The organism is Streptomyces sp. AC1-42W, assembly GCF_003248355.1.
Taxonomy (GTDB): Bacteria; Actinomycetota; Actinomycetes; order Streptomycetales; family Streptomycetaceae; genus Streptomyces.
Genome location: NZ_QKWY01000001.1, coordinates 3,166,643 through 3,188,587, shown reverse-complemented (window position 1 = coordinate 3,188,587; position 21,945 = coordinate 3,166,643). Strand labels below are relative to the sequence as shown.

Here is a 21,945-nt window from a genome sequence, read left to right as displayed (position 1 = left end):
CGCAGGTCACTGGGTTCCGGCCTGGTGGAACAACCGGAATCTCCTAGTAACACGTTCTGCGCGACTTCCCTGTATTGACCTGTGGTGTTGCTGTTAAGGTCTGGAACCATGTACGTACGGGCGACGACGCGGAAGAACAAGGACGGCTCGTCCGTGCGCTATCTGCAGCTGGCGCACAACCAGTGGGACGCTGCCGCCGGCACCTCGCGCCCGCAGGTCCTGCACAACTTCGGCCGCGAGGACCGTCTGGACCGGGCGGCCATCGAGCGGCTGGTCACCTCGCTGACCAAGCTGCTCGAGCCGGCTGCCGCACTGCGGGCCACATCCGGCTCGGAGCTGACGTTCCTGGCCTCCCGCCCGATGGGCGGCGCCCACGCCCTGGACGGCTTGTGGCACCGCATCGGGATCGACACGGTGATGAAGAAGCTCCTCAAGGGCCGCCGCCTGGACCCGGCCGCGGAGCGGGTGCTGTTCGCGCTGGTCGCCAACCGGGCCCTGGCCCCGAGTTCCAAGCTTGCCGCGACTCGCTGGATCGAGCACGACAGCCACATCCCCGGCCTGCCCGCCACCAGCGAGGACGCCTGCTACCGGGCGATGGACTGGCTGCTGACCATCGAAGACAAGCTTGCCGAAGAGGTCTACTGGTCCGTCGCCGACCTCCTCAACCTCGAAGTCGACCTGCTGTTCTTCGACACCACCAGCACCTACTTCGAGACCGGCGAGCCCGACACCCCCGCCGCCCGCGACGAGCACGGACGCCTCCTTCACCCGCAGACCGACCCGGACGCCCAGCCAGACAACCACGATCACGACGGCGACGGCGACGGCGACGGCGACGGCGACGGCGAGGAGAACGTGAAGTCGTTCCGGGCGTACGGCAAGAGCAAGGACCACCGCCCGGATCTTCCACAGGTCGTCATCGGCATGGCGGTCACCCGCACCGGCATCCCGATCCGCGTCTGGTCCTGGCCGGGGAACACCGGGGACTCCGCGCTGATCCGCCAGGTCCGCGAGGACCTGCGGGAATGGAAACTGACCCGGGTTGTCTGGGTCGCCGACCGCGGCTTCGCCTCCGAGAAGAACCGCCGCTTCCTGCAGCGAGCCGGCGGCCACTACATCCTGGGCGAGAAGATCCGCTCCGGCTCACCCGCCGCCCAAGCCGCCCTCTCCCGGCAGGGACGCTATGCTCACGTCGCCGACAACATGCAGGTCAAGCAGGTCCAACTCGACGACACCGCCGACCGGTTCGTGATCTGCCACAACCCCGAACAGGCCAAACGCGACGCCGCGATCCGCAGCGACCTCCTCGCCCAGCTCGGCGAGACGATCGCCGACACCGACAAGCTGAGCGCGACCAAGCGCGCCGAACTGCGCGGCCGGCTGTCCACCAAGCCCGGCCTGAACCGGTTCCTGCGCGTCACCCCGAAGGGGCTGCTGCGGATCGACAAGGCGGCGATCAAGGCCGAGGAGCGCCTGGACGGCAAGTTCCTCCTGCGCTGCAGCGACCCGCACCTGTCCCCGGAAGACATCGCGACCGGCTACAAACAGTTGCTGGAAGTGGAACGCGGCTGGCGCGACATGAAGACGATCATCGATCTGCGGCCCGTCTACCACCGCAAGGAAGACCGGATACGCGCCCATGTCCTGCTCTGCTGGCTCACGTTGCTCCTGATCCGCATCGCCGAGACCACCTGCGGCGACACCTGGCTGAACCTGCGCGAGGAACTCGAACGCATCCACGTCGGCACCTTCACCGGCCCCGCCGGGACCTTCCGCCAGCGCACCGAGACCAGCCCCACCCAGCGCGACATCCTCGCCAAGCTCAAGATCCCCGAGCCCAAGCGCATCATCACCCTGGAACCCGGCACACCCGCCTGACCTGCATGAACGCTCCCGCCTAGACACACGCCGATCCGGCGTGCGCTCTGGCATATCCGCAGGTCAACCCCCAGATTCGTGTACTAGAGCGCCACCTCAGCTGCGGAACTCAGGGTGTGCGGTGGGCGGGGTCCATCCGCAGGAAGGTGGCGCCGGCCAGCTGGCACGCCTCGTCAGGGCTTCGGTCCCGCGCGTAGCAGATGGCTGCTTCAAGCCGGAGGAGGGCAGGATCGATCCCTGTCTTGTCCTGGTAGAGGACGAGCGCCTGATCCTGGACTTGGCGGGCCTCGCGCGTGTGCCCGAGAGCGGTCAGCGTCCCGCTCTTGTAGAGCAGGTAGCGGCGCTCCGGAAAGGCGAAGGCATCGTCCGCCGAGTCTCCGCCGAACTGTTCAAACACCTTCGTCGCGTAGCGCAGTGCGGCCTCGGCCTCGGCCTCGGCGCCAAGCTTGGCCAGGGCCCGCGCCTCTGCTGCTGCCGAGAAGGCGTGCGTGGCGCTGGTTCGTGCTCTGCTGCTGATCACCCTGGCCTCCCGGCACAGATTCACCGCCTGGGTGATCGGACCGTAGTAGAAGGGCAGCATCGCGGCCTGAGCCCTGACGCGAGCTCGAAGCTCCGAGTTTCCGCTGTCGTCCGCAGCGGTACGCGCTGTGGCATACCAAGATCGCGACCGCGTGAGGTCTCCAAGTTTCATGAGTGCGTCGGCAGTCAGCGTGGAGAGCATCGCAGTCAGCTCCGAGAGCCGAACTTGGACGGCGGCTGGCTGTCGGCATGCGGCCAGCTCCTCGACCTCGGCAAGGAGGTCCAGAAGGCGGGTGAGCATCAGGGCCGGCGGGGTGGAGATGTACTCCTGGCTGGCCCAAAGGACCATCTCGTCGATGTGGTCCAGCTGGTTGGAGTTGACCGTCGCGGAGGCCAGGGTACGGTCCACCGCACGCCGCGCGGCGTCGACCCTGTGCGAGAGGTGCTCGGCAGCCGTCGGGATCCGCTCGCCGATGGCGGACATGGGGGTGATCTCGGCGCGGTGCCCATGCCGGGACTCTGCCCGGAGGACGATGCCAGCGACGGCCTCGGTGTCTTCCAGGCCCAGCCCCCCGGGCGAGCAGCCATAGAAGGCGGCGAGCACGAGCACGGTGGAACGAAGCGGTTGATGCCCTCCCGTTTCCCAGAGCCGCAGCTGTTCCACGGTGACCCGGGGGGCCCTGTCCAGGTCAGAGACGAGCTCGCGGATCTGGTCCGCTGCCTCGGTCAGGGTGAGGCCCATGGCCAGACGCTGTGCGCGCAAGGGGGAGACGGAGCAGTGCGTCTGAATCGTGCGGGCGATCTCGTCGGTTGACTGTCCGCGTTCGGCACCGCTCTCGCGTAACCGCTTTGCGCAGGACGGACGATGGGGTCCAGGGCCACGTCGCATGGAGTTGATTCCCTTCGAACTCGCCGACCAGCGTACTGACATGCTGTCCGCTCTGTTTCAAGAAAACGCGGCTCCGTCAAGTACGGCCCTGGAAATACGTGAAGCGTCACGCAAGCCGGTCACGTTTACGTGAACCGTCACGGTTGCCGCTCCTGGTGCACGGGAGCAACTCTTGCCCTCCTCGGGCTTCCCGAGACCACAAGCGGCTCGCCGGCCACGACACCTGACGGTCTTGGCTCGTGAGCCTGCGGGTGCCGCCGCGCTCCGGACATCGGCCGGCGGCACCCGCCATCCAGGATTGGGGGTGCGCTCAATGACGTCGACTCGGAAGACCGGACAGTTCCTCGCTGTCCTGGCGCACGATGTCGAGGCGGAACTGGCTACGATCCATCTCGCGAACTCGGGACAGGCCGTGCCCCAGTCGCGGCAGTTCCTCCAGGAAGAGCTCTTGGGCTGGGGATTCAGCCGCAAAGACGAGCTGACGGACCGCGTCCTTCTCGTGGCCAGCGAGCTGGTGACGAACTCCGTGCTTCATGGTCGAACTCGGCCAGCGGGCGAGACCGAGACGCTCGGGCTGTCGCTCTCCGTCAAACCCGGCGCGGCACTCGGCATCCTGGTGACTGACAACTCGCCGAATGTTCCCGCGCCGGTGTTCCGGCCCGACACCGCGGACGGTGGACGCGGTCTCCGGCTCGTCTCCGCGATTGCCGACCACTGGACGGCGGCTCCCGCGACACGTGACGGAGAGGTTGTCGGCAAGGGAGTGTGGGCCTTCTTCCGCTGGCCGGGCGAGGCGGAAGTACCCGCTCGTAAGCGCGAGGTCGCCTCGAGCGGATGCACGGCTGTGGAGGCGCGGTGATCGTCGCCATCGGCGGTCGGCCGCGTACGGGCAAGTCGGAGTTGGCCAGACATCTCGCGATCGTCATCGGCGGGGTCCTGCTCGACCTCGCCCAACTGCGAACCGTGATGTTCCCTACGTCCCGCACCACCTCGCACGAGCAAGCGGCCCGCCTCTACGAGTGGCTGTTGCAGGCCGCGGTGTGGAATCTCCACCAGCGCCCCACTTCCCCAGTAGTCCTCGATGCTCATCCCCTCACACGGGCCCGCGATGTGCGAGCGCTCCGGCATCTGGCCGGCGGTATAGGCCACCGCCTTCACGTCATCGAATGCGTCCGCACAGCCCCTGTGTCGGAGGACCCCGCTCAAAAGGCCCACAAGGACGCTGAAGGGCCCCCGGGAGACGCGGGGAGCGCGGGCTCGATTCTGGCTCCGAAGATCGTCGTGGACACCCAACAGCCCACGGCCGAGTGCATCGCGGAGATTCTGCACGCACTCGCCAGCTCCCCTAGAACTGAGCGATTTCCGCACGCGCCGCATCCCTATGCCAGCGAGCCTCCCACGGCTCATTCCTGCCACTGATAGCCGCACGACGCACGGAGTAGAGCGAACGTCCGTCTGGCTCCCTGGCTCTTCCCGGCCTCCGAGCGCTCCACAATCTCCGCTCGGGTCCCCCGGGAACTGACCACCGGAAGCCGCTGGCTTGCTCGTCCACCGCTCCCGTCTCCTGCCGTACCCACAAGGACTCCCACCATGTGTCAGCACCAACCCCCGTGCCCGAGCGCCGACTCCGCAGACCGTGAGGCGGCCCGTCTCTCGGCCCATCACCCCGAGCAGGGGTGGAGCCTTCTGTGCAACGGCGTCCTGCTCTTCGACGACACCGGTGAGCTGCTCCCCGACGGCCAGATCGTCGCCCCTCACCGTGCCCTGCCGACGGCGGTGGCAGCGTGAAGCTCCCTTCCCCGCGTCCCCCCGCGGAGATCCCCCACCGTCCGCGGCGGGCGGGCCGGATCGAGGACCACGGCCTCGTCGGCAACGGACGCACCGGCGCGCTGGTCGACCGCGACGGCAGCATCGACTGGATGTGTCTGCCGCGCTTCGACTCCGCAGCCGCGTTCACCGCGCTGCTGGGCAGCGAGAACCACGGCATGTGGCGCATCGGGCCCGCCGGGCCGCACGGCACCGCGCCCGCCGCCGACGGACGGCGCTATCTCGACGGCACGCTGATCCTGGAATCCACCTGGATCACTCCCTCCGGCACCGTCCAGCTTCTCGACTTCATGCCCTTCACCGAAAAGGACGACGTGACGCAGCTGGTCCGGATCGTCAAGGGCGTCAGCGGCCGGGTTCCGATGCGGTCCGTCCTTAGGGCCCGTCCCGGTTACGGCCGGGCTGTTCCGCGGCTCGACATCGCCGGCCGCCGGACGAACGTCGGTCTGGGCGACGGCCGCCTATGGCTCGGCACCGACGCACGCACCCGCGTGTCCGGCGGCGACCTGATCTCCGAGTTCAGCGTCGTGAAGGATGAGCAACTGGCCTTCACGATCGCATGGCAGCCCGGAGGCGACGAGCCGCCACCGCTTCCCGCACTGGAAGGGCTGCTGAAGCAGACCGCGGACTTCTGGGCGGGCTGGACGGCCAAGTCCACGTACTCCGGCCCCCACTGGGAGGCGGTCGAGCGCTCTCTCATCACGTTGAAGGCGCTCCAGTACGGACCGACCGGCGGATTCGTGGCCGCTCCGACCACCTCGCTGCCCGAGAAAATCGGCGGCGAACGCAACTGGGACTACCGCTACTGCTGGCCTCGTGACTCCGCCATGACGGTCGAAGCCCTTCTCAGCTGCGGCTACGTGGAGGAGGCCCGGGCCTGGATCGGCTGGCTGCGAACAGCGATCGGCGGCCGGCCCGAGAACCTGCAGGCCATCTACCGGGTCGACGGCAGCCGAGAGCTGACCGAGGCCGCGCTCGGCTGGCTGCCTGGCTTCGAGAACTCCGCCCCGGTCCGCATCGGGAACGGAGCCGCGAAGCAGCTGCAGCTCGATGTGTACGGCGAGATCGTCGGCGCCCTGTACGCGGCCCAGGAGCACGATCCAGAGCTGGCCCCTGTCGTAGCCCCGATCATCACGGACCTCGTCGCGTGCCTGGAGATCCTCTGGGAGCAGCCGGACGAAGGAATCTGGGAGGTCCGTGGTCCGCGCCGGCACTTCGTGCACTCCAAGGTCATGGCCTGGTGCGCGGTCGACCGTGCGGTCAGGCTCATCGAGGATGGCCGTGCCGACGGGCCACTGCAGAGGTGGCGTGAGCTGCGCAACGCGATCCACCAGCAGGTGTGCGAGCGAGGATACGACGAGGAACGCAACACCTTCACGCAGTCGTACGGCTCGACGGAGCTGGACGTCTCCCTGTTGCAGATCGTTACGACCGGGTTCCTGCCACCGGACGACAAGCGGGTCATCGGCACGGTCGAGGCGATCCAGCAGGAGCTGTCCACGACGGGCGGGTTCCTGCTGCGCTACCGCACCGGGGGCGAGGTGCCGGGCGTCGACGGCCTCGCCGGCGACGAGGGCACCTTCCTCATCGGCTCGGGGTGGTTGATCGTGGCGCTCTGCACCATCGGCCGCGTCGACGAAGCCGAGATCCTCCTGGAGAGCCTGCTCCGGATCCGCAGCGACCTCGGCCTGCTCGCCGAGGAGTGGGACGTCCACCACCAGCGCCAGCTGGGCAACTTCCCGCAGGGGTTCTCCCACATCGCTGTCATTCAGGCTATCCGGGCCGTCGCAACCGCCCGCGCCTCTCAGGGGCGCCGGATCGCCGCGGGGGTGATCGGGCGGTGAGTGCTTCTTCTTCGTTACCGGCGGGTGGGCTGAGCCAGACCCGGGGGCGACACCGGGCTTCGCAGGGCCGAACCTCCGGCCTCGTCCTGATCGGGGCGAACCTGATCGGTCTGACGCTGGTCGGCTGCATGGTCGCTGACGAGTCCAACGACTCCCGCGACTTTGGAGCAGCGGTGACGATACCGGACATGGCTTCTGCCGAAGAGCAGCCGTCGAAGACGGCCAACGCCACGGCAGCATCCGACCTCACGGCCCGCTCGGTTGGCCTCGCAGGACCCGGGGAGGCGGCATGAGCACCGATTCCATCGACATCGCCGTGCATGCGGGCGTCCTGTCGGACGGGCTGTGTGAGCAGCTCGCGGTCGTTGGGCAGCGGGGCATCGCGGGGTTCAGCGACGACCGCCCGGTCAGTGCCTCGCTGGTGCGGTCGAGGCTGACGAACGCGCTGACCGGCGCGCCTCCGGCGCTCGTGCTCGCCAGGGCGGGCGAGGAGCTGGTCGGATGGTGCGCGGTCCGACACCCCGAACCGCACCTGCTCGTCTGGTGTGGCTTGCCCCTCGTCCAGCCGGAGGAAGCCGTGCTGATCTTCGACGTCGACGGTGTCCTGCACGACTCCCCGCGACCGAGCCTGGCGCTCCTACCAGGGCGTCCGAAGGGAGATGGAGTTGCGGAAGCTGCCAGACCTGGCCGGCCCGAAGGAGCTGCCGCTCATCTACTGGGGCGTGCCCAGTCAGTCGCTGACCCGCTGGATCCCGTACGAGACGGCCGAGCGGTTCTGCCAGCGGCACGCACGGCTGACTGACCTCACGGCCGGCGAGGAAGAACGCGGCGTCATCCCCGACCTTGTCGGCATCCTCGGCGAACTCGCGAGCGGTCCCGGGTACGGCATCGTCGCCGGCAACCGTCGTCTTGTTTTGTGGAGCGCGTTCCGGCGCGTTGAAAGGAAGCCTAGGCGATGGAGGTCGGGCCGAGGTTGTTGGCGACGGCGTCCAGGGCGGCCCGCCACGGGTACGTGGCGGGATTGCCCTGGCCTGGCTCATTCGGGATGAAGCCGCCCTCGCCGTAGAGCACCCGGACCCCAGCGCTCCGGAGGGCATCGATCGAGCGCTCGAACTGCGGGTGCGCAACGTATGCCCGGTTCACGCACGGCATCATCACCATGGGGATGCCCTTGCCGATGCCCTCGGCAACCACGCCGACGAGCCATTTGTCCGTGATCCCGAGCGCCCACTGGTTGATCGTATTGAAGGTCGCCGGAGCGACGATAACTGCATCCGGCTTCGGCCACACGTCCGGCTGTCCGGGGAGGCGGTAGTCCCAGCGGACGGGGTGGCCGGTGAGGGCGGCGAGGCCGTCGAGGGAGTCGGCGAGCCAGCGGGCGGCCGTCGGGGTAAGACCGAGGCATACGTCCCAGCCGTCGGCCTGCGCTTCCTCGATGACGCGCGCGACGTCGAAGACAGGCGGGGCCGCGCTACTGAACAGGTACAGGGTCGGAGTGGTCATGAGGGTATCCGATCACAGCCGGGCCGCCGTCAACTTGGCGGATTCCCTTGTGAATCCGCCTCTCGCGGCATGGAGCGGCGCGTAGCGTTCCAGGAGACGGGTCTGAGACGGGAGGCCGGCATGCCGACGCGGGACGACGACCACACCGGTACGCGGATCAAGGAGCAGCGGAGGCTGGCGGGACTGACGCAGCGGGAGCTGTCCAACCGGATTCCGTACTCGTACAGCTGGCTCACCCAGGTCGAGTGCGGGGCGAGGCCGGCGTCTGCGGACTTCATCGCGGCGGTCGCGCGAGCGCTGCGGATCGACGTCACGGTGCTGACGGGCCAGCCGTATGTGACCCAGATGCAGGAGGACCGGCTGGCGGAGCTGATCCGGCCAATCCGTGAGTCCCTCGACCTGTACGACCTCGGCGACGATCCCCGGGTCACTACACGCACGGCCGGCGAGCTCGTCACCGCCACCGAGGAATTGTGTGCCCATGTCCGTGCCACCCACCTGCACGCGGCGGCGGCAGCCCTTCCGGACGTCATCACGGAGCTGACCGCCCTGTGCTGGCGCTCGCCGACGACGGAGCTGTGGCGGGCCCTCGGTTCCGCCTACCGCACCGCGCACGACGTCACGGTGAAGCTGGGGTACTTCGATCTTGCCAGCGTCGCCCTCGACCGGCTCGGCTGGGCCGCGGAGCGGGCCTCGGATCCCTGCCTAGCAGCCATGCGGCAGTACTTCCGGGGACTGGTCTACTTCCGCGAAGGGGAGTACGGCATCGGCCTGCGCCTGGTCGGCTCCGGCCACAGGCTGCTCGGCCCGGACGACTCGACCCGCGAAGCCCTCACCGTCGCCGGCCAGCTTCACCTCGGCGGCTCCGTGCTTGCCGCGCGGGCGGAGGACGTTAGCGCGGCCGCCGAGCACATCGCGCGGGCCCGCGAGTACGCGGGGCGGGTCGGCGACGCCAGCAAGGTGCACTGGCTCAATTTCGGCCCGGTGAACGTGGCCTTGCACGAGATGACCGTGGCGATGGAGATGCGGCAGTACGACGAGGCGCTGCGGCAGGCCAAGGCGATCAAGCTGCCAGCCTCGCTCGCGACGTCCCGCCGCGCGCACTTCTTCATCGACCGGGCCCGCATTGAGATGGAACTGGGCAAAGCAGAACCGTCGTTGAGGTCGCTCTGGGCGGCGCGGCGGGCGGCGCCGGAGCAGACCCGCTATCACCCTGGTGCCAGGGAGACCATCCGCGGACTCGTTCACCTCTCCCGCCGGACACCGGAGCCGCTGCGGAACATGGCGGGCTGGATCGGCATGTAGGGGCAGCTGGGACTCTCGCTCAAGTGAAAGAGTTTCCAGGGTCCTCAGTGGCCACGATGGCGGCGTGAGCGATGACACGGACCTGACCGAGGAATTGCTGGACGGGCTGTCCCCTGAAGCAGTGGAGCAGGCCCGTGCAGCCATGGCGCGCCGCGAGGGCCCTGCCAACGTGGAGACCTGCGACTACTGCCGGTCCGTCAGCAGGACGATGTTCCAGGCGCTCGCGGACGGCATGGGCTTCGAGGAGCAGGTGGAGGTGGCCTACTTCCACATCCACAACGCACACCTGGACCCGGACACCGAGGGGCCGGCGACCTGAGGCTCCTCCAGCTTGCGCCAGCTGGAGCCTGTCGGCGGCCCGCGCTCACGCACCAACCCCTCGTGGTCGAAGACGATGCTGAGCAGGGTGGCCTCGCCGCTTCCCGTGCATCGGCGGTCGGGTCGCCCCACCCCCGTTCTCTCACCGCCGCCCGCCGGACGCGGGCCATAGCTTTACCGCCTGCCGGTCAAAGGAGGCTTCATGCCCGATTCACCGCACGCCTTACCCTCCGAGAGGATTGTCATTCTCGGCGCCGGCCCTTGTGGCCTGGCCTGCGCGGACGAGTTGAAGCGGCTGGGTCACCGTTCCTGGACGCTGTTGGAGGCTGCCCCTCTGCCCGGCGGACTTGCCTCATCCGTGGTCGATCCGGCCGGCTTCACTTGGGACCTGGGCGGGCACGTGGTCTTCTCCCACTTCGGCGAGTTCGACCGGCTGCTTGCCGAGCTGTTCGCCCCCGACGAGCTGCTGCATCATGACCGGTCGTCCTACGTCCGCTTCCGCGACCGGTGGGTGCCCTACCCCTTCCAGCAGTACCTTCACCGTCTCCCGGCCGAGGATGCCGAGGCGTGTGTGCAGGATCTTCTTCGCGCCTGCCAGCGGCGCGAGGAGGGGATGGCCGCGGGTATGGACTTCGCCACGTGGCTGCAGGCGATGTACGGATCGGGCCTGGTGGAGCGGTTCTTCGGCCCGTACAACTCCAAGGTCTGGGCGACGCATCCTGAGCAGATGGCCTCGTCCTGGGTCGCCGAACGCGTCGCCCCGGTCGATCCCGGTGAAATCCTGGCTGCCTTCTCGGGGACCGCCCCGCCGGCCCGCCGGTGGGGACCCAACGCCACCTTCGCCTTCCCCGCCCGCGGCGGCACCGGAGAGATCTGGCGCCGCCTGGCCACACGGCTCGACGCGGGCCTGCGGACGTCAGTCCGCGCAGTCGCCGTCGACCCGGCCGCCCGCACTGTCACGCTCTCCGACGGCGACCTCATCGGCTTCGACCACCTGGTGGCCACCGGTCCCCTTGACCAGCTCTCCGCCATCACGGCCGGCGCCCCGGACGCGGTGCGAGCGGCAGCCGGACGGCTGCGGCACACCACGGTGGCCATGGTCGGCCTCGGCTACGAGGCCCCGACCACCGACGAACGGTCCTGGCTGTACTTCCCCCAGCCTGAGGTGCCGTTCTACCGGGCCACGAACTTCAGCAAGTACGCGCCTGCCAACGTCCCCGGCGCCGACACAACGACATTCAGCGCGTGGATGACCGAGACCTCCATGCTGCCGGGGACCCCGCTGGACCACCGCCAGCTCATACGCGACTGCGACCAGGCCCTGCGGCGCCACGGCCTCGTGCCCGAGGACGCGCCGCTGGCCAGTACCCACCTGGAACTGATCGACTACGCCTACCCGATACCCACCCTCGACCGTGATGAGGCCCTGGGCACAGTGGTGCCGTGGATGGAGTCCCAAGGGATCTACCCACGAGGCCGGTTCGGGACGTGGCGCTACGAGATCGGCAACATGGATCACGCGGTGAAGATGGGCATCGACATCGCCCGACGCCTGGTGCACGGCACCACTGAAGAACTCCTCATTCAGGCACCCGACACCATGGCGGCAACAGGGGGACGGAGGTGAGCGGCCGCAGCAACGGGACGGTCGCCTTCGCAGGGCACCGCTTCGACGTCCGCACCGACGAGACCTTCCAGGCTGACCAGAGCATCCACCTGAAGCACTTCTCCCCCGAAACCTCGCCGGCACCGCTGTGCGGGCAGCTCACGCAGATACGCATCCACCACAGCGAAGACCTCTTTCGCGACCACGGGGCCCGCCTGGCCGATGCACATTCGCTGGAGGTGTTGCCGTTCCGCGGCGAGCCGTACCTCGACTCACGGCTTGGGCAGGTCCGCTGGTGGAGGCCCGACCCCGCCTCGCACCTGCCGGCAGACCACCTGTACGCCCGCGACACGACGGGCCAGCTGCACATCGTGCTGCACCCAGGGACCGACCGCGGTGAGCGGTACGCCCTGCGGGTGATCCGCGAGGTCGTCCTGCGCTGCGCCGAACACCGCGGCTGGACCGCCTTCCACGCCGCAGCCGCCACGGTCGACGACCACGGGGTACTGATCGCCGGCCCATCCGGGGCCGGCAAGACCACCCTGCTCACAGCCCTGGCCGCTCACCGTCGCGCCGACCTCGTCGGGTCTGACCGCGTACTGGTCACCGAGTCGGCCGCGAGCGTGGTCGGGGTACCGATCTCGGTCCGCATCGCCGGCGGCACCCTGTCCGCGCTGGCCCCGAACAGCAGCCTGCCGCCGCACAGCGTGCTGCCGACCGACTTCGGCACGTCCCGCAAAGCCTCGTGCACCCCACACGACTTCGCTGGCGCCTTCGCCGTCCGTGTGAGGGAAAGCGCCCCGCTGCGGCTCGTCGTGCTCCCGCGGCTTTATGACGACGACCGGGACATCAGCGTCGCTTTCCCTAGACGAGTAGTTCCGAATGTTGATGGTCCGCCCGGAGACATGGCGAGGGCGCCCAAGATCGTTTTGTGACGAACGAAGACTTGGACGCCCTCATCACCGGACTGTACGTGAAGATCGACGACGAGATCGGAGGGGCCCGATGCCTGGGCAGGCCACCGCAGTTGAGTGATTCCGAGCTGGTCTGTCTGGCCGTCGCGCAGTCCCTGCTGGGCTTCGCCTCGGAAGCCCGCTGGCTGCGTTTCGCTCACGGCAACCTGAGTGCGATGTTCCCGTACCTGCCCAAGCGGCCGGGATACAACAAGCGGCTGCGTGCGGCGCTGCCGCTGGTGAAGAAGGCAATACGGATGCTCGCGGTGGACACGGACTTCTGGTTCGACAACCAGTGGATCGTGGACTCCACGCCCGTGCCGTGCGGCATGTCCCGCCCGACGGTGAAGCGGTCGGACATGGCCGGCTGGGCCGGATACGGGTACTGCGCTTCGCACTCCCGCTTCTACTGGGGCCTGCGGCTCTTCCTGGTCTGCACGCCGACCGGCATGCCCATCACCTGGGCCCTGGCCAGCCCGAAGATCGACGAACGCGAGGTCCTGGCCGCGATGCTGGACCGCGAACCAGACCTGACCGCCGACCGGCCCGGTCTGCTCGTCATCGCGGACAAGGGCTTCGCCTCCAAGGAGTTCGAGACCGATCTCGCCTTCCGCGGCGCCCAGTTGCTCCGCCCGTCGTTCAAGCGGGAGAAGCGCCGCAAGGGCGAGTCGCTGCTCAAGTCGGTGCGGCAGCTGATCGAGTCGGTCAACGACACCTTGAAAGGCCAGCTCGACCTGGAGCAGCACGGCGGACGCACCTTCGAGGGCGTCGCCGTCCGTGTCGCCCAGCGCATCCTCGCGATGGCCGCCGCGATCTGGCACAACCACAAGACCGGAGCCCCGGTCCTGCGGTCGCTGACCGCATTCGATCACTGAACACATCGGAACTACTCGTCTAGGGCGGCGGCGGCCCGCGCCGCGCTCGCCGCCGTGTGCTGTACCCCGCACGACGAGGACTGGCTGCACCCGTGGTTCGCCGACCGCACCCGTCCCGAGGGCGAACTGGCCCGGCAGGCCGCCGACGTGATGGACGACCTGGTCGCCCGGGTGCCGGCGATGCAGGTGACCGCCGGAGTGCACACTCCTCACCTGCTGGAACGGCTCGCTGACGCCGTTGCGAGGAGGCTTCCGTGATACCCAAGCGCATCGCGCTGGTCGGCCCGGTGGCCTCCGGGAAGTCCACCCTCGCCACCGCCATCGCGGCCCACACCGGCCTGCCCCACCTCGACCTGGACGAGCTGTTCTGGGGACCGAGGTGGACCCCTGTCGGCCCAGAGCTCTTCCACGCCCGCGTCCGAGACGCCCTGGCCGCGGACATCTGGATCGCCGACGGCAACTACGGCGGCGAAGTCGGCGAGAGGTTGCTGGCCCGCGCCGAACTCGTGATCTGGCTCGACCTGCCGCTGAGGGTCTGTCTGCCCCGGCTGATCAACCGCTCGCTCCGGCGGGCCGGCACCCGGCAGGAGCTGTTCGCCGGGAACCGGGAGACCTTCAGCCATCTGCTGGCCCGCGACTCGATCCTATGGTGGGGCCCGGCCCACCACCGCCGGCACCGCCGCCGCTGGGCCGAACATCTCCGCCCGGACCAGGCTGACGGCCAGCCCGTCGTCCACCTCAACCGCCCCCACGCCATCACCGGCCGACTGCGGTCCCTCGGTCTTCTCGCCCCGAAGGAGGCGTGAGCCGCCGTGATCGCCTCCGTCGTCCGCGTCCCCTGGCACACCGCCCACGGCGGCTATGACCGCCTTCTCGACCATCTCCCCGAAGTTCGCCGCATCACCCCACCCGCCGGCCCCCTCGCCACCAGGGCAACCGGACAGGCCCACCGCCTGCTCGCCCGAAGCTGCCCGCTGCCCTTCTACCCGGCCGAGCACTGCGCCACCGACCTGTACCTGCTGGCCTCTCGCTCGGCCGCCCACGTGCTGTACGGGGACGAGCAATACTGGTTCTCCCGCCGCCGCCTCGGCCCGACCGCCGTCACCTATCACCAGCCGCCCGCACACCTCCAGCAACACCTGCCGGCCCGCACGTGGCGAAAGCTCGCGCCGACTGCCGAACACATCGTCGTCCTCGACCCGCACCAGCAGGCGTTCTTCGCCGACCTGGTGCCCGCCGACCGCGTGCACCTGGTACCCCACGGGATCGACATCACCGCCTTCACTCCGGCGCCCGCACCACCACCGTCGGACCGGCCGCTGGTGCTGACCGTCGGCTGGTGGCTGCGGGACTGGAACGTCCTGGACGCGGTCCACGAGCGGCTGCACCGCCGCTACGGCGACGGCGTCGAGCTGGTCGTCGTCACCCGCCAGCCGCGTACCCGGGCCTGGCACCCGGCCGCTCGCGTCCTCGAAGGCGTCGCCGAGCAGACCCTGGTCGCGCTGTACCGGAAGGCAGCCGTGATGCTGCTGCCGCTACTCGACGCGACCGCCAACAACGCGCTCCTGGAGGCGATGGCTTGCGGCACGCCGGTCGTCGCCACCGACGTCGGCGGCATCCGCCACTACACGGGAGAGGCAGCCCAGCTCCCCCCACCCGGCGACGCCGTTGCGGCGACGGAGGCGGTGGAGAAGGTCCTCGCCGAGACCGGCACCACCGCACACGCCGCCAGGCGGGCCTCCGCCCGCGAACGGGCGGAACAGTTCGCCTGGCCCCTCGTCGCCGACCAAATGCGCAGCGTCTACCAACTGATGGAGGAAGCACGGTGACCGCGGCCGAGATGTGGCTACAGGCCACCGTGCCCGTCCTGCTAACACTGCTGCTGGCCCGCGCGCTGTGGGCCTTGATCGCGGTCGAGGTATGCGCGAGGTGGCTCCTCGCCTCCGCCGGCAGCACACCCATGGGGTCACAGGCGGGGAAGGACACGGTGCCGTGGCTGGTGGTGCTACTGCCGATGCTGCGCGAGCAGACCATCGCGGAGGAGACGGTGACCGCGTTCAGGGCACTGGACTACCCGCGCGACCGCGCCGCCGTCGTGGTCATCACCACCGAACGCGAAGTCTCCGCACGCGCCGGACACCGCGACCGGCTGGCGGCCCTGACGGCCCACGCCCCGCTGGAGGCAGAGCAGTTGCGGGGCCTGTTCCCGGCCATCCGCTGCCGCAAGGTCGCCGAGACGGTCAACGCCGAACGACCAGCCGACCGGCTACGGGTGCTGACCGAACTGTTCGAAACCGAGCCGACCACCGCCGACATCGTGACGGCACTCACCGCCCGCCTGCCGGACAGAGGGCTGCCGTTGGTGCACCTCCACCAGCCCGATGTCGGCGGACGCAAGGCCGGACAGCTCAACTTCGCCCTCGACCGCCTGCAGCGGGTTCTCGGCCCGCTCGGGTGGAGGGAGGACGAGCACGCTGACGACACGTACGCAGTGGTCTACGACGCCGACGCAGCCCCCGACCGCCGCACCCTCCAGGCGTTCGCCACCGAGGCCACCGCACACCGGACCCGCACCCGACACGCCCCGGCCCTCATCCAGCAACAGCGGCTGCCGCTGCTGGCCCGCCGCCCCTTTCCGGCCGGCCCGGTCGGTCTGCTGTTGGAGGGGGAATGGGCCTACCAACTGCGGCGCTCCCTCGGCATCGAACTCGCCCGTGTCCGCCTCCACCGCTTCCTGGCCGCCTCCCGTCTGCCGGAGACCGTACGGATGTGGCTGCGGCCCATGGTGTACGGGGTGGGCTGCGGCATGGCCGTCCATCTCCCTGCCGTCCGAGCGCTCGGCGGCTTCCCCGAACCGATGGAAGACCTCGGCACCGGGCACCGGCTATCCCTGCTCGGCGCCGACCTCACCGCCTCCACCGTCGCCGTCCTCGACGAGCCCTACACCGAACCCTCCGGACTGGCCAACCTCCACGCGCTGGCCTTCACCGCCTCCGCCCGCCCGGACCGCCACGCCGCCGCCGTCGCGCACCTTCCCGCCGCCCTCTCCCGCCCAGCCAAGGTGGTCCTGGTGGCCCGGGAGTGGGCGGACGAGGCCGCCTGGCTGCTCGGCGCCCCGCTGATGGCGGCGGCCGTCCTGTCCGCCTGGTGGGCTGGGCCCGTCTGGACGGCAGTCGCGGCGGCTGGCGTGCTGCTGCACGGCCCCGTGGCCACCGCCCGGCTACTGGCCCTCGCCCCGGCCCTGCACGCGGCCGTCATCCCACCGCCCGGTCTCGCTGCCCCGCCCCGGACGTCCCCGGCACACCTTGTATCGCTGGTGGCAGCCAGCCCGTTCCAGCCATTCGTACGACTGGCCGGACCCTGGCAGCTGATCTTCGCGAAGGCGGCCGGACGCCACCACGGTTTCGGCAAGACTGAACGCTGACAACCCTTCCTACCCACCACCGAAGCAGAGTTGGAGCCCACTCGTGGCCGAGCCTGTCACGCCCACCATCCGCACCTCCGCCAAAGCCGTCGTCGTCCACGATGGTCAGGTCCTGCTCCAACGAGCCAACTGGGAGGGCCAGGACTGCTACTTCCTGCCCGGCGGCGGCCAGAACCCCGGCGAACCCCTCAACCAGACCGCCCGCCGCGAGGTCCACGAGGAATCCGGCCTGACCGTCACCGTGGACAAGCTTCTGTGGCTGCGCGAGTACATCGGCGCTAACCATGACCATGCCGACACCGAGGCCGGCACCCACCGCATCGAAGCGATCTTCCACTGCACCCCCGAAGGCGACCCCGGCCGCCTCGGCGGACACGCCGAAGATGACGTGCAGACCGGTCTGGAATGGGTGGAACTGGAGAAGGTTCCCGGTCTGAACCTGCTGCCCCATGCCCTCCGGCAGCCGATCGCCGCCCTCGCCACGGGCCAGCCCCCATCCGGCTATCTCGGCGACGTCGCCTGAACCCGTGGCGGCGATAGACGGCAGGGTCCCTGACGGTGCCCGAGAGATCACGACCGGACAGGCCAACCGCGTCTGGTACGTCGACGGCCCAGTGCCGTATGTACTCAAGCACTACGACGACCCGAACCGCGCCGCCAACGAGGCTGCCGCTCTGGCCCTCCTCGCCATGCACGGTGCCCCGGCTCCCGAGCTCCTCGGGTCCGGTCCCGGGGGCAGTCCGGCGTGGACCGCGCAGACCGCGGTCCACGCTGAGCCCGTCCCTGCCGGCCAGCTCCTTCACGAGCTGGTCGGCCCCCTCGCCGCCGTCCATCGCATCACGGGCCCCCATACCGGTCGGCTCGCCGGAGCCCGGCAGTACCGCACCTGGCACCGCTACCTTCACGGCCGTCTCGATATGTACACGACTGCCGCACCCGACCTCGCGCCCGCCGCGGCGGCCCTCCGCCGCCAACTCGACACGACGAACCTGGACATCGAGCCCAGACTGCTGCACCACGACCTGCAGCCGGGTCACCTCGTCAGGCCCGCGGCTGGCGGGTCACTGCTACTGGACTGGGAACTCGCCGCCTTCGGCGACCCGCTGTCCGACCTCGCCCGCCTCGCCGTCCGTCTCGACCTGACCAACCCCACCGACGTGCTTCAGGTCGCCCGCCAGCCCGCTCCGGACGCCGTCCGCAGAGTCCAGGTGTACTGGCGCATTCATCAGCTCGCCGACGCAGCCCTCAGCACCGATCCGGTCGTACGGCAGCGCGGTCGGGCTCGCCTGGGGAGAGAGCTATAACCACTTCTTCCCTCGTGAACCACGACCTCTCGCAGGCCCCTCGCTGTTCACCGCTACTGAGCGGCGACTCTGCGTATCCAACAGTTCTGGGAGATCGTTGGCCAGGAACTTGGTTTCAATCGCCCCATGCGTGCCGAGATGAGGGGCGGCGTAAGTGTTCCAGCGTGATGACTCTGGAGTCTCCGAGTCATTCGATCTTGATTCATTGACGGTGGGCGACCGCCTGCGACTGTTCAACTTCACGCAGCGCGATGACCTGAGTTCCGCAGCTGAGGTGGCGCTCTAGTACACGAATCTGGGGGTTGACCTGCGGATATGCCAGAGCGCACGCCGGATCGGCGTGTGTCTAGGCGGGAGCGTTCATGCAGGTCAGGCGGGTGTGCCGGGTTCCAGGGTGATGATGCGCTTGGGCTCGGGGATCTTGAGCTTGGCGAGGATGTCGCGCTGGGTGGGGCTGGTCTCGGTGCGCTGGCGGAAGGTCCCGGCGGGGCCGGTGAAGGTGCCGACGTGGATGCGTTCGAGTTCCTCGCGCAGGTTCAGCCAGGTGTCGCCGCAGGTGGTCTCGGCGATGCGGATCAGGAGCAACGTGAGCCAGCAGAGCAGGACATGGGCGCGTATCCGGTCTTCCTTGCGGTGGTAGACGGGCCGCAGATCGATGATCGTCTTCATGTCGCGCCAGCCGCGTTCCACTTCCAGCAACTGTTTGTAGCCGGTCGCGATGTCTTCCGGGGACAGGTGCGGGTCGCTGCAGCGCAGGAGGAACTTGCCGTCCAGGCGCTCCTCGGCCTTGATCGCCGCCTTGTCGATCCGCAGCAGCCCCTTCGGGGTGACGCGCAGGAACCGGTTCAGGCCGGGCTTGGTGGACAGCCGGCCGCGCAGTTCGGCGCGCTTGGTCGCGCTCAGCTTGTCGGTGTCGGCGATCGTCTCGCCGAGCTGGGCGAGGAGGTCGCTGCGGATCGCGGCGTCGCGTTTGGCCTGTTCGGGGTTGTGGCAGATCACGAACCGGTCGGCGGTGTCGTCGAGTTGGACCTGCTTGACCTGCATGTTGTCGGCGACGTGAGCATAGCGTCCCTGCCGGGAGAGGGCGGCTTGGGCGGCGGGTGAGCCGGAGCGGATCTTCTCGCCCAGGATGTAGTGGCCGCCGGCTCGCTGCAGGAAGCGGCGGTTCTTCTCGGAGGCGAAGCCGCGGTCGGCGACCCAGACAACCCGGGTCAGTTTCCATTCCCGCAGGTCCTCGCGGACCTGGCGGATCAGCGCGGAGTCCCCGGTGTTCCCCGGCCAGGACCAGACGCGGATCGGGATGCCGGTGCGGGTGACCGCCATGCCGATGACGACCTGTGGAAGATCCGGGCGGTGGTCCTTGCTCTTGCCGTACGCCCGGAACGACTTCACGTTCTCCTCGCCGTCGCCGTCGCCGTCGCCGTCGCCGTCGCCGTCGTGATCGTGGTTGTCTGGCTGGGCGTCCGGGTCGGTCTGCGGGTGAAGGAGGCGTCCGTGCTCGTCGCGGGCGGCGGGGGTGTCGGGCTCGCCGGTCTCGAAGTAGGTGCTGGTGGTGTCGAAGAACAGCAGGTCGACTTCGAGGTTGAGGAGGTCGGCGACGGACCAGTAGACCTCTTCGGCAAGCTTGTCTTCGATGGTCAGCAGCCAGTCCATCGCCCGGTAGCAGGCGTCCTCGCTGGTGGCGGGCAGGCCGGGGATGTGGCTGTCGTGCTCGATCCAGCGAGTCGCGGCAAGCTTGGAACTCGGGGCCAGGGCCCGGTTGGCGACCAGCGCGAACAGCACCCGCTCCGCGGCCGGGTCCAGGCGGCGGCCCTTGAGGAGCTTCTTCATCACCGTGTCGATCCCGATGCGGTGCCACAAGCCGTCCAGGGCGTGGGCGCCGCCCATCGGGCGGGAGGCCAGGAACGTCAGCTCCGAGCCGGATGTGGCCCGCAGTGCGGCAGCCGGCTCGAGCAGCTTGGTCAGCGAGGTGACCAGCCGCTCGATGGCCGCCCGGTCCAGACGGTCCTCGCGGCCGAAGTTGTGCAGGACCTGCGGGCGCGAGGTGCCGGCGGCAGCGTCCCACTGGTTGTGCGCCAGCTGCAGATAGCGCACGGACGAGCCGTCCTTGTTCTTCCGCGTCGTCGCCCGTACGTACATGGTTCCAGACCTTAACAGCAACACCACAGGTCAATACAGGGAAGTCGCGCAGAACGTGTTACTAGGAGATTCCGGTTGTTCCACCAGGCCGGAACCCAGTGACCTGCGACAACGCCGTCATCCGTGTCCAGGATCCCCGATTAGCTGCGGAACGCAGGGATGATCCTGTCGCATATTTGTGGCTCTCCTGTCGCTTCCGTGGGTCGCTGACCTGGGGGTATGCGCAGAACACGCCGCACCCGGAGTACGTTTCGACTGCTGAAGGTACGAAACGGAAGAACCAGGTACGGCGTGCGGAACACGAGGATATGGGCCAGGCTGCTCGATGTCGAAAAGACGGTGATCGAGCAGGTCGAGGCCGAGGAGGCCGACAGCGGCGACGATCTGGTGATCGTCGCTCATGCCCGTCCGGCTCGGGGACGGCGGCAGCGGTGCGGGGTGTGCGGCCGCAAGGCGGCGAAGTACGACGCCGGAGAGGGACGCCGTCGCTGGCGGGCCCTGGACGTCGGGGTACTCAAGGCGTTCATCGAGGCCGACGCGCCGCGGGTGTCCTGCCCCGAGCACGGGGTGACCGTGGCGGCGGTGCCCTGGGCCCGGCACCGGGCCGGCCACACCTACGCCTTCGACGCGCAGGCCGCCTGGCTGGCCACCTGCTGCTCGAAGACGGCCGTCACCCGGCTGATGCGGATCGGATGGCGCACGGTCGGCGCCGTGGTCGCCCGGGTCTGGTCGGATGCCGAGGCGCAGGCCGACCGGCTGGCCGGACTGCGGCGGATCGGGATCGACGAGATCAGCTACAAGAAGCGGCACAAGTACCTGACTGTCGTCGTGGACCATGATTCGGGCCGTCTGCTGTGGGCCGAACCCGGGCGGGACAGGGCCGCCTTGAACAAGTTCTTCGACCTCCTCGGCCCTGAACGCTCCGCGGGGATCACGCATGTGTCGGCCGACGCGGCGGACTGGGTCACCGGCCCGGTTGCCGCACACTGCCCCGACGCTGTGCGCGTGATGGACCCCTTCCACACGGTGAAGTGGGCGACCGACGCCCTGGACGTCGTGCGCCGTGAGGTCTGGAACGCCGAGCGCAAGGGCAAGGGCCGGGCCACGCCGGGATCGAAGTCGCTGAAGAAGGCCCGCTTCGCGCTGTGGAAGAACCCCGAAGATCTCACGCAGTACCAGCGTTCCCAGCTGGAGTTCGTCGCCAAGGCCCATCCCGTCCTCCACCGCGCCTACCTCCTGAAGGAGGGACTCCGTCTCGCCCTGAAGTCCGGCACCGACACCCCCGAGGCTCTGTGGGACTGGGTGCTGTGGGCCCGCCGCTGCCGCATCGACGCCTTCGTCGACCTGCAACGCTCCATCGTCCGGCACTGGGACGCGATCACCGCAGCGGCCGAGCACGGCCTGTCCAACGGACTCGTCGAATCGATGAACACCAAGATCCGGCTCATCACCCGCATCGCCTTCGGCTTCAAGAACCCCACCGCCCTCATCGCCCTCGCCATGCTCAGCCTCGGCGGACACCGACCCCACCTACCAGGACGTCAACCCGCGAACCGATGAC

General features: G+C 69.1%; 21 protein-coding genes. 18 read left to right on the top strand and 3 right to left on the bottom strand.

From position 1 onward, the window contains the following. The first annotated feature begins 108 nt into the window (after positions 1-108). On the top strand, positions 109-1,878 hold the full coding sequence (locus tag DNK56_RS14675) for an IS1634 family transposase (RefSeq protein WP_111334132.1): 1,770 nt from the start codon (positions 109-111) through the stop codon (positions 1,876-1,878). A gap of 109 nt (positions 1,879-1,987) precedes the next feature. Here the strand turns inward: DNK56_RS14675 and DNK56_RS14670 are convergent, their stop codons facing one another. Next, complete coding sequence (locus DNK56_RS14670) at positions 1,988-3,139, bottom strand: XRE family transcriptional regulator (RefSeq protein ID WP_146610481.1); 1,152 nt, start codon at positions 3,137-3,139, stop codon at positions 1,988-1,990. A 460-nt stretch (positions 3,140-3,599) separates the two neighbouring features. Here DNK56_RS14670 and DNK56_RS14665 point away from each other — a divergent pair, with 460 nt between their 5' ends. The 5 genes from DNK56_RS14665 to DNK56_RS14645 all read left to right on the top strand — a co-directional run bounded on the left by DNK56_RS14665 (position 3,600) and on the right by DNK56_RS14645 (position 7,759). Then, complete coding sequence (locus DNK56_RS14665; RefSeq protein WP_111334162.1) at positions 3,600-4,145, top strand: ATP-binding protein; 546 nt, start codon at positions 3,600-3,602, stop codon at positions 4,143-4,145. After that, entirely contained in the window at positions 4,142-4,705 is a 564-nt protein-coding gene (locus DNK56_RS14660) for an AAA family ATPase (protein WP_158558520.1), read from the top strand. The genes DNK56_RS14665 and DNK56_RS14660 overlap by 4 nt, the downstream gene beginning before the upstream one ends. A gap of 171 nt (positions 4,706-4,876) precedes the next feature. Beyond that, positions 4,877-5,074 (top strand): DUF5999 family protein, encoded by a 198-nt coding sequence (locus tag DNK56_RS14655; protein ID WP_111334158.1) that lies wholly within the window; start codon positions 4,877-4,879, stop codon positions 5,072-5,074. Next, the gene (locus DNK56_RS14650; RefSeq protein WP_241989872.1) at positions 5,071-6,957 is read left to right on the top strand and encodes a glycoside hydrolase family 15 protein; all 1,887 of its coding nucleotides are present in this window, start codon (positions 5,071-5,073) and stop codon (positions 6,955-6,957) included. Before DNK56_RS14655 ends, DNK56_RS14650 begins: the two co-directional genes overlap by 4 nt. 289 nt (positions 6,958-7,246) lie before the next feature. Next, the gene (locus tag DNK56_RS14645; RefSeq protein WP_111334156.1) at positions 7,247-7,759 is read left to right on the top strand and encodes a hypothetical protein; all 513 of its coding nucleotides are present in this window, start codon (positions 7,247-7,249) and stop codon (positions 7,757-7,759) included. Positions 7,760-7,905: 146 nt separating this feature from the next. Here DNK56_RS14645 and DNK56_RS14640 read toward each other — a convergent pair whose 3' ends face one another. Continuing rightward, a complete protein-coding gene (locus DNK56_RS14640; protein ID WP_111334154.1) occupies positions 7,906-8,460 on the bottom strand; it encodes a flavoprotein in 555 nt (184 codons plus the stop codon). Positions 8,461-8,580: 120 nt separating this feature from the next. On the opposite strand from DNK56_RS14640, the gene DNK56_RS14635 reads away from it, so the two are divergent. The 11 genes from DNK56_RS14635 (at position 8,581) to DNK56_RS14585 (ending at position 18,245) form a co-directional block, all read left to right on the top strand. Further along, complete coding sequence (locus tag DNK56_RS14635; RefSeq protein WP_111334152.1) at positions 8,581-9,765, top strand: helix-turn-helix domain-containing protein; 1,185 nt, start codon at positions 8,581-8,583, stop codon at positions 9,763-9,765. 64 nt (positions 9,766-9,829) lie between these two features. Beyond that, entirely contained in the window at positions 9,830-10,084 is a 255-nt protein-coding gene (locus DNK56_RS14630; RefSeq protein ID WP_111334150.1) for a hypothetical protein, read from the top strand. A 201-nt stretch (positions 10,085-10,285) separates the two neighbouring features. Further along, the gene (locus DNK56_RS14625) at positions 10,286-11,710 is read left to right on the top strand and encodes a protoporphyrinogen/coproporphyrinogen oxidase (RefSeq protein WP_111334148.1); all 1,425 of its coding nucleotides are present in this window, start codon (positions 10,286-10,288) and stop codon (positions 11,708-11,710) included. Next, on the top strand, positions 11,707-12,624 hold the full coding sequence (locus tag DNK56_RS14620) for an ATP-binding protein (RefSeq protein ID WP_111334146.1): 918 nt from the start codon (positions 11,707-11,709) through the stop codon (positions 12,622-12,624). Before DNK56_RS14625 ends, DNK56_RS14620 begins: the two co-directional genes overlap by 4 nt. Next, positions 12,621-13,517 (top strand): IS982 family transposase, encoded by an 897-nt coding sequence (locus DNK56_RS14615; RefSeq protein WP_111330452.1) that lies wholly within the window; start codon positions 12,621-12,623, stop codon positions 13,515-13,517. The genes DNK56_RS14620 and DNK56_RS14615 overlap by 4 nt, the downstream gene beginning before the upstream one ends. A 54-nt stretch (positions 13,518-13,571) precedes the next feature. Continuing rightward, the gene (locus DNK56_RS14610; RefSeq protein ID WP_111334144.1) at positions 13,572-13,775 is read left to right on the top strand and encodes a hypothetical protein; all 204 of its coding nucleotides are present in this window, start codon (positions 13,572-13,574) and stop codon (positions 13,773-13,775) included. Next, a complete protein-coding gene (locus DNK56_RS14605) occupies positions 13,772-14,323 on the top strand; it encodes a hypothetical protein (protein WP_241989871.1) in 552 nt (183 codons plus the stop codon). The genes DNK56_RS14610 and DNK56_RS14605 overlap by 4 nt, the downstream gene beginning before the upstream one ends. A 6-nt stretch (positions 14,324-14,329) precedes the next feature. Beyond that, complete coding sequence (locus DNK56_RS14600) at positions 14,330-15,346, top strand: glycosyltransferase family 4 protein (protein WP_111334142.1); 1,017 nt, start codon at positions 14,330-14,332, stop codon at positions 15,344-15,346. Continuing rightward, positions 15,343-16,941, top strand: a complete 1,599-nt coding sequence (locus DNK56_RS14595; protein WP_111334140.1) for a hypothetical protein — start codon at positions 15,343-15,345, stop codon at positions 16,939-16,941. Before DNK56_RS14600 ends, DNK56_RS14595 begins: the two co-directional genes overlap by 4 nt. A gap of 43 nt (positions 16,942-16,984) precedes the next feature. Beyond that, the gene (locus DNK56_RS14590) at positions 16,985-17,464 is read left to right on the top strand and encodes an NUDIX domain-containing protein (RefSeq protein WP_158558521.1); all 480 of its coding nucleotides are present in this window, start codon (positions 16,985-16,987) and stop codon (positions 17,462-17,464) included. Between the two features lie 4 nt (positions 17,465-17,468). Next, positions 17,469-18,245 carry a phosphotransferase family protein gene (locus DNK56_RS14585; protein ID WP_158558522.1) on the top strand — a complete coding sequence of 259 codons (777 nt, stop codon included), beginning with the start codon at positions 17,469-17,471 and terminating at the stop codon, positions 18,243-18,245. Positions 18,246-18,614: 369 nt separating this feature from the next. Here the strand turns inward: DNK56_RS14585 and DNK56_RS14580 are convergent, their stop codons facing one another. Next, a complete protein-coding gene (locus tag DNK56_RS14580; protein WP_111334132.1) occupies positions 18,615-20,384 on the bottom strand; it encodes an IS1634 family transposase in 1,770 nt (589 codons plus the stop codon). Positions 20,385-20,675: 291 nt separating this feature from the next. Here DNK56_RS14580 and DNK56_RS14575 point away from each other — a divergent pair, with 291 nt between their 5' ends. After that, on the top strand, positions 20,676-21,944 hold the full coding sequence (locus DNK56_RS14575; RefSeq protein ID WP_111334130.1) for an ISL3 family transposase: 1,269 nt from the start codon (positions 20,676-20,678) through the stop codon (positions 21,942-21,944). The last annotated feature ends 1 nt before the right edge of the window (position 21,945 follow it).

Coding starts and splice junctions, on each gene's coding strand:
- DNK56_RS14675 (WP_111334132.1), top strand. CDS start 109: ATGTACGTACGGGCGACGACGCGGAAGAACAAGGACGGCTCGTCCGTG.
- DNK56_RS14670 (WP_146610481.1), bottom strand. CDS start 3,139: ATGGGCCTCACCCTGACCGAGGCAGCGGACCAGATCCGCGAGCTCGTC.
- DNK56_RS14665 (WP_111334162.1), top strand. CDS start 3,600: ATGACGTCGACTCGGAAGACCGGACAGTTCCTCGCTGTCCTGGCGCAC.
- DNK56_RS14655 (WP_111334158.1), top strand. CDS start 4,877: ATGTGTCAGCACCAACCCCCGTGCCCGAGCGCCGACTCCGCAGACCGT.
- DNK56_RS14645 (WP_111334156.1), top strand. CDS start 7,247: ATGAGCACCGATTCCATCGACATCGCCGTGCATGCGGGCGTCCTGTCG.
- DNK56_RS14640 (WP_111334154.1), bottom strand. CDS start 8,460: ATGACCACTCCGACCCTGTACCTGTTCAGTAGCGCGGCCCCGCCTGTC.
- DNK56_RS14635 (WP_111334152.1), top strand. CDS start 8,581: ATGCCGACGCGGGACGACGACCACACCGGTACGCGGATCAAGGAGCAG.
- DNK56_RS14625 (WP_111334148.1), top strand. CDS start 10,286: ATGCCCGATTCACCGCACGCCTTACCCTCCGAGAGGATTGTCATTCTC.
- DNK56_RS14580 (WP_111334132.1), bottom strand. CDS start 20,384: ATGTACGTACGGGCGACGACGCGGAAGAACAAGGACGGCTCGTCCGTG.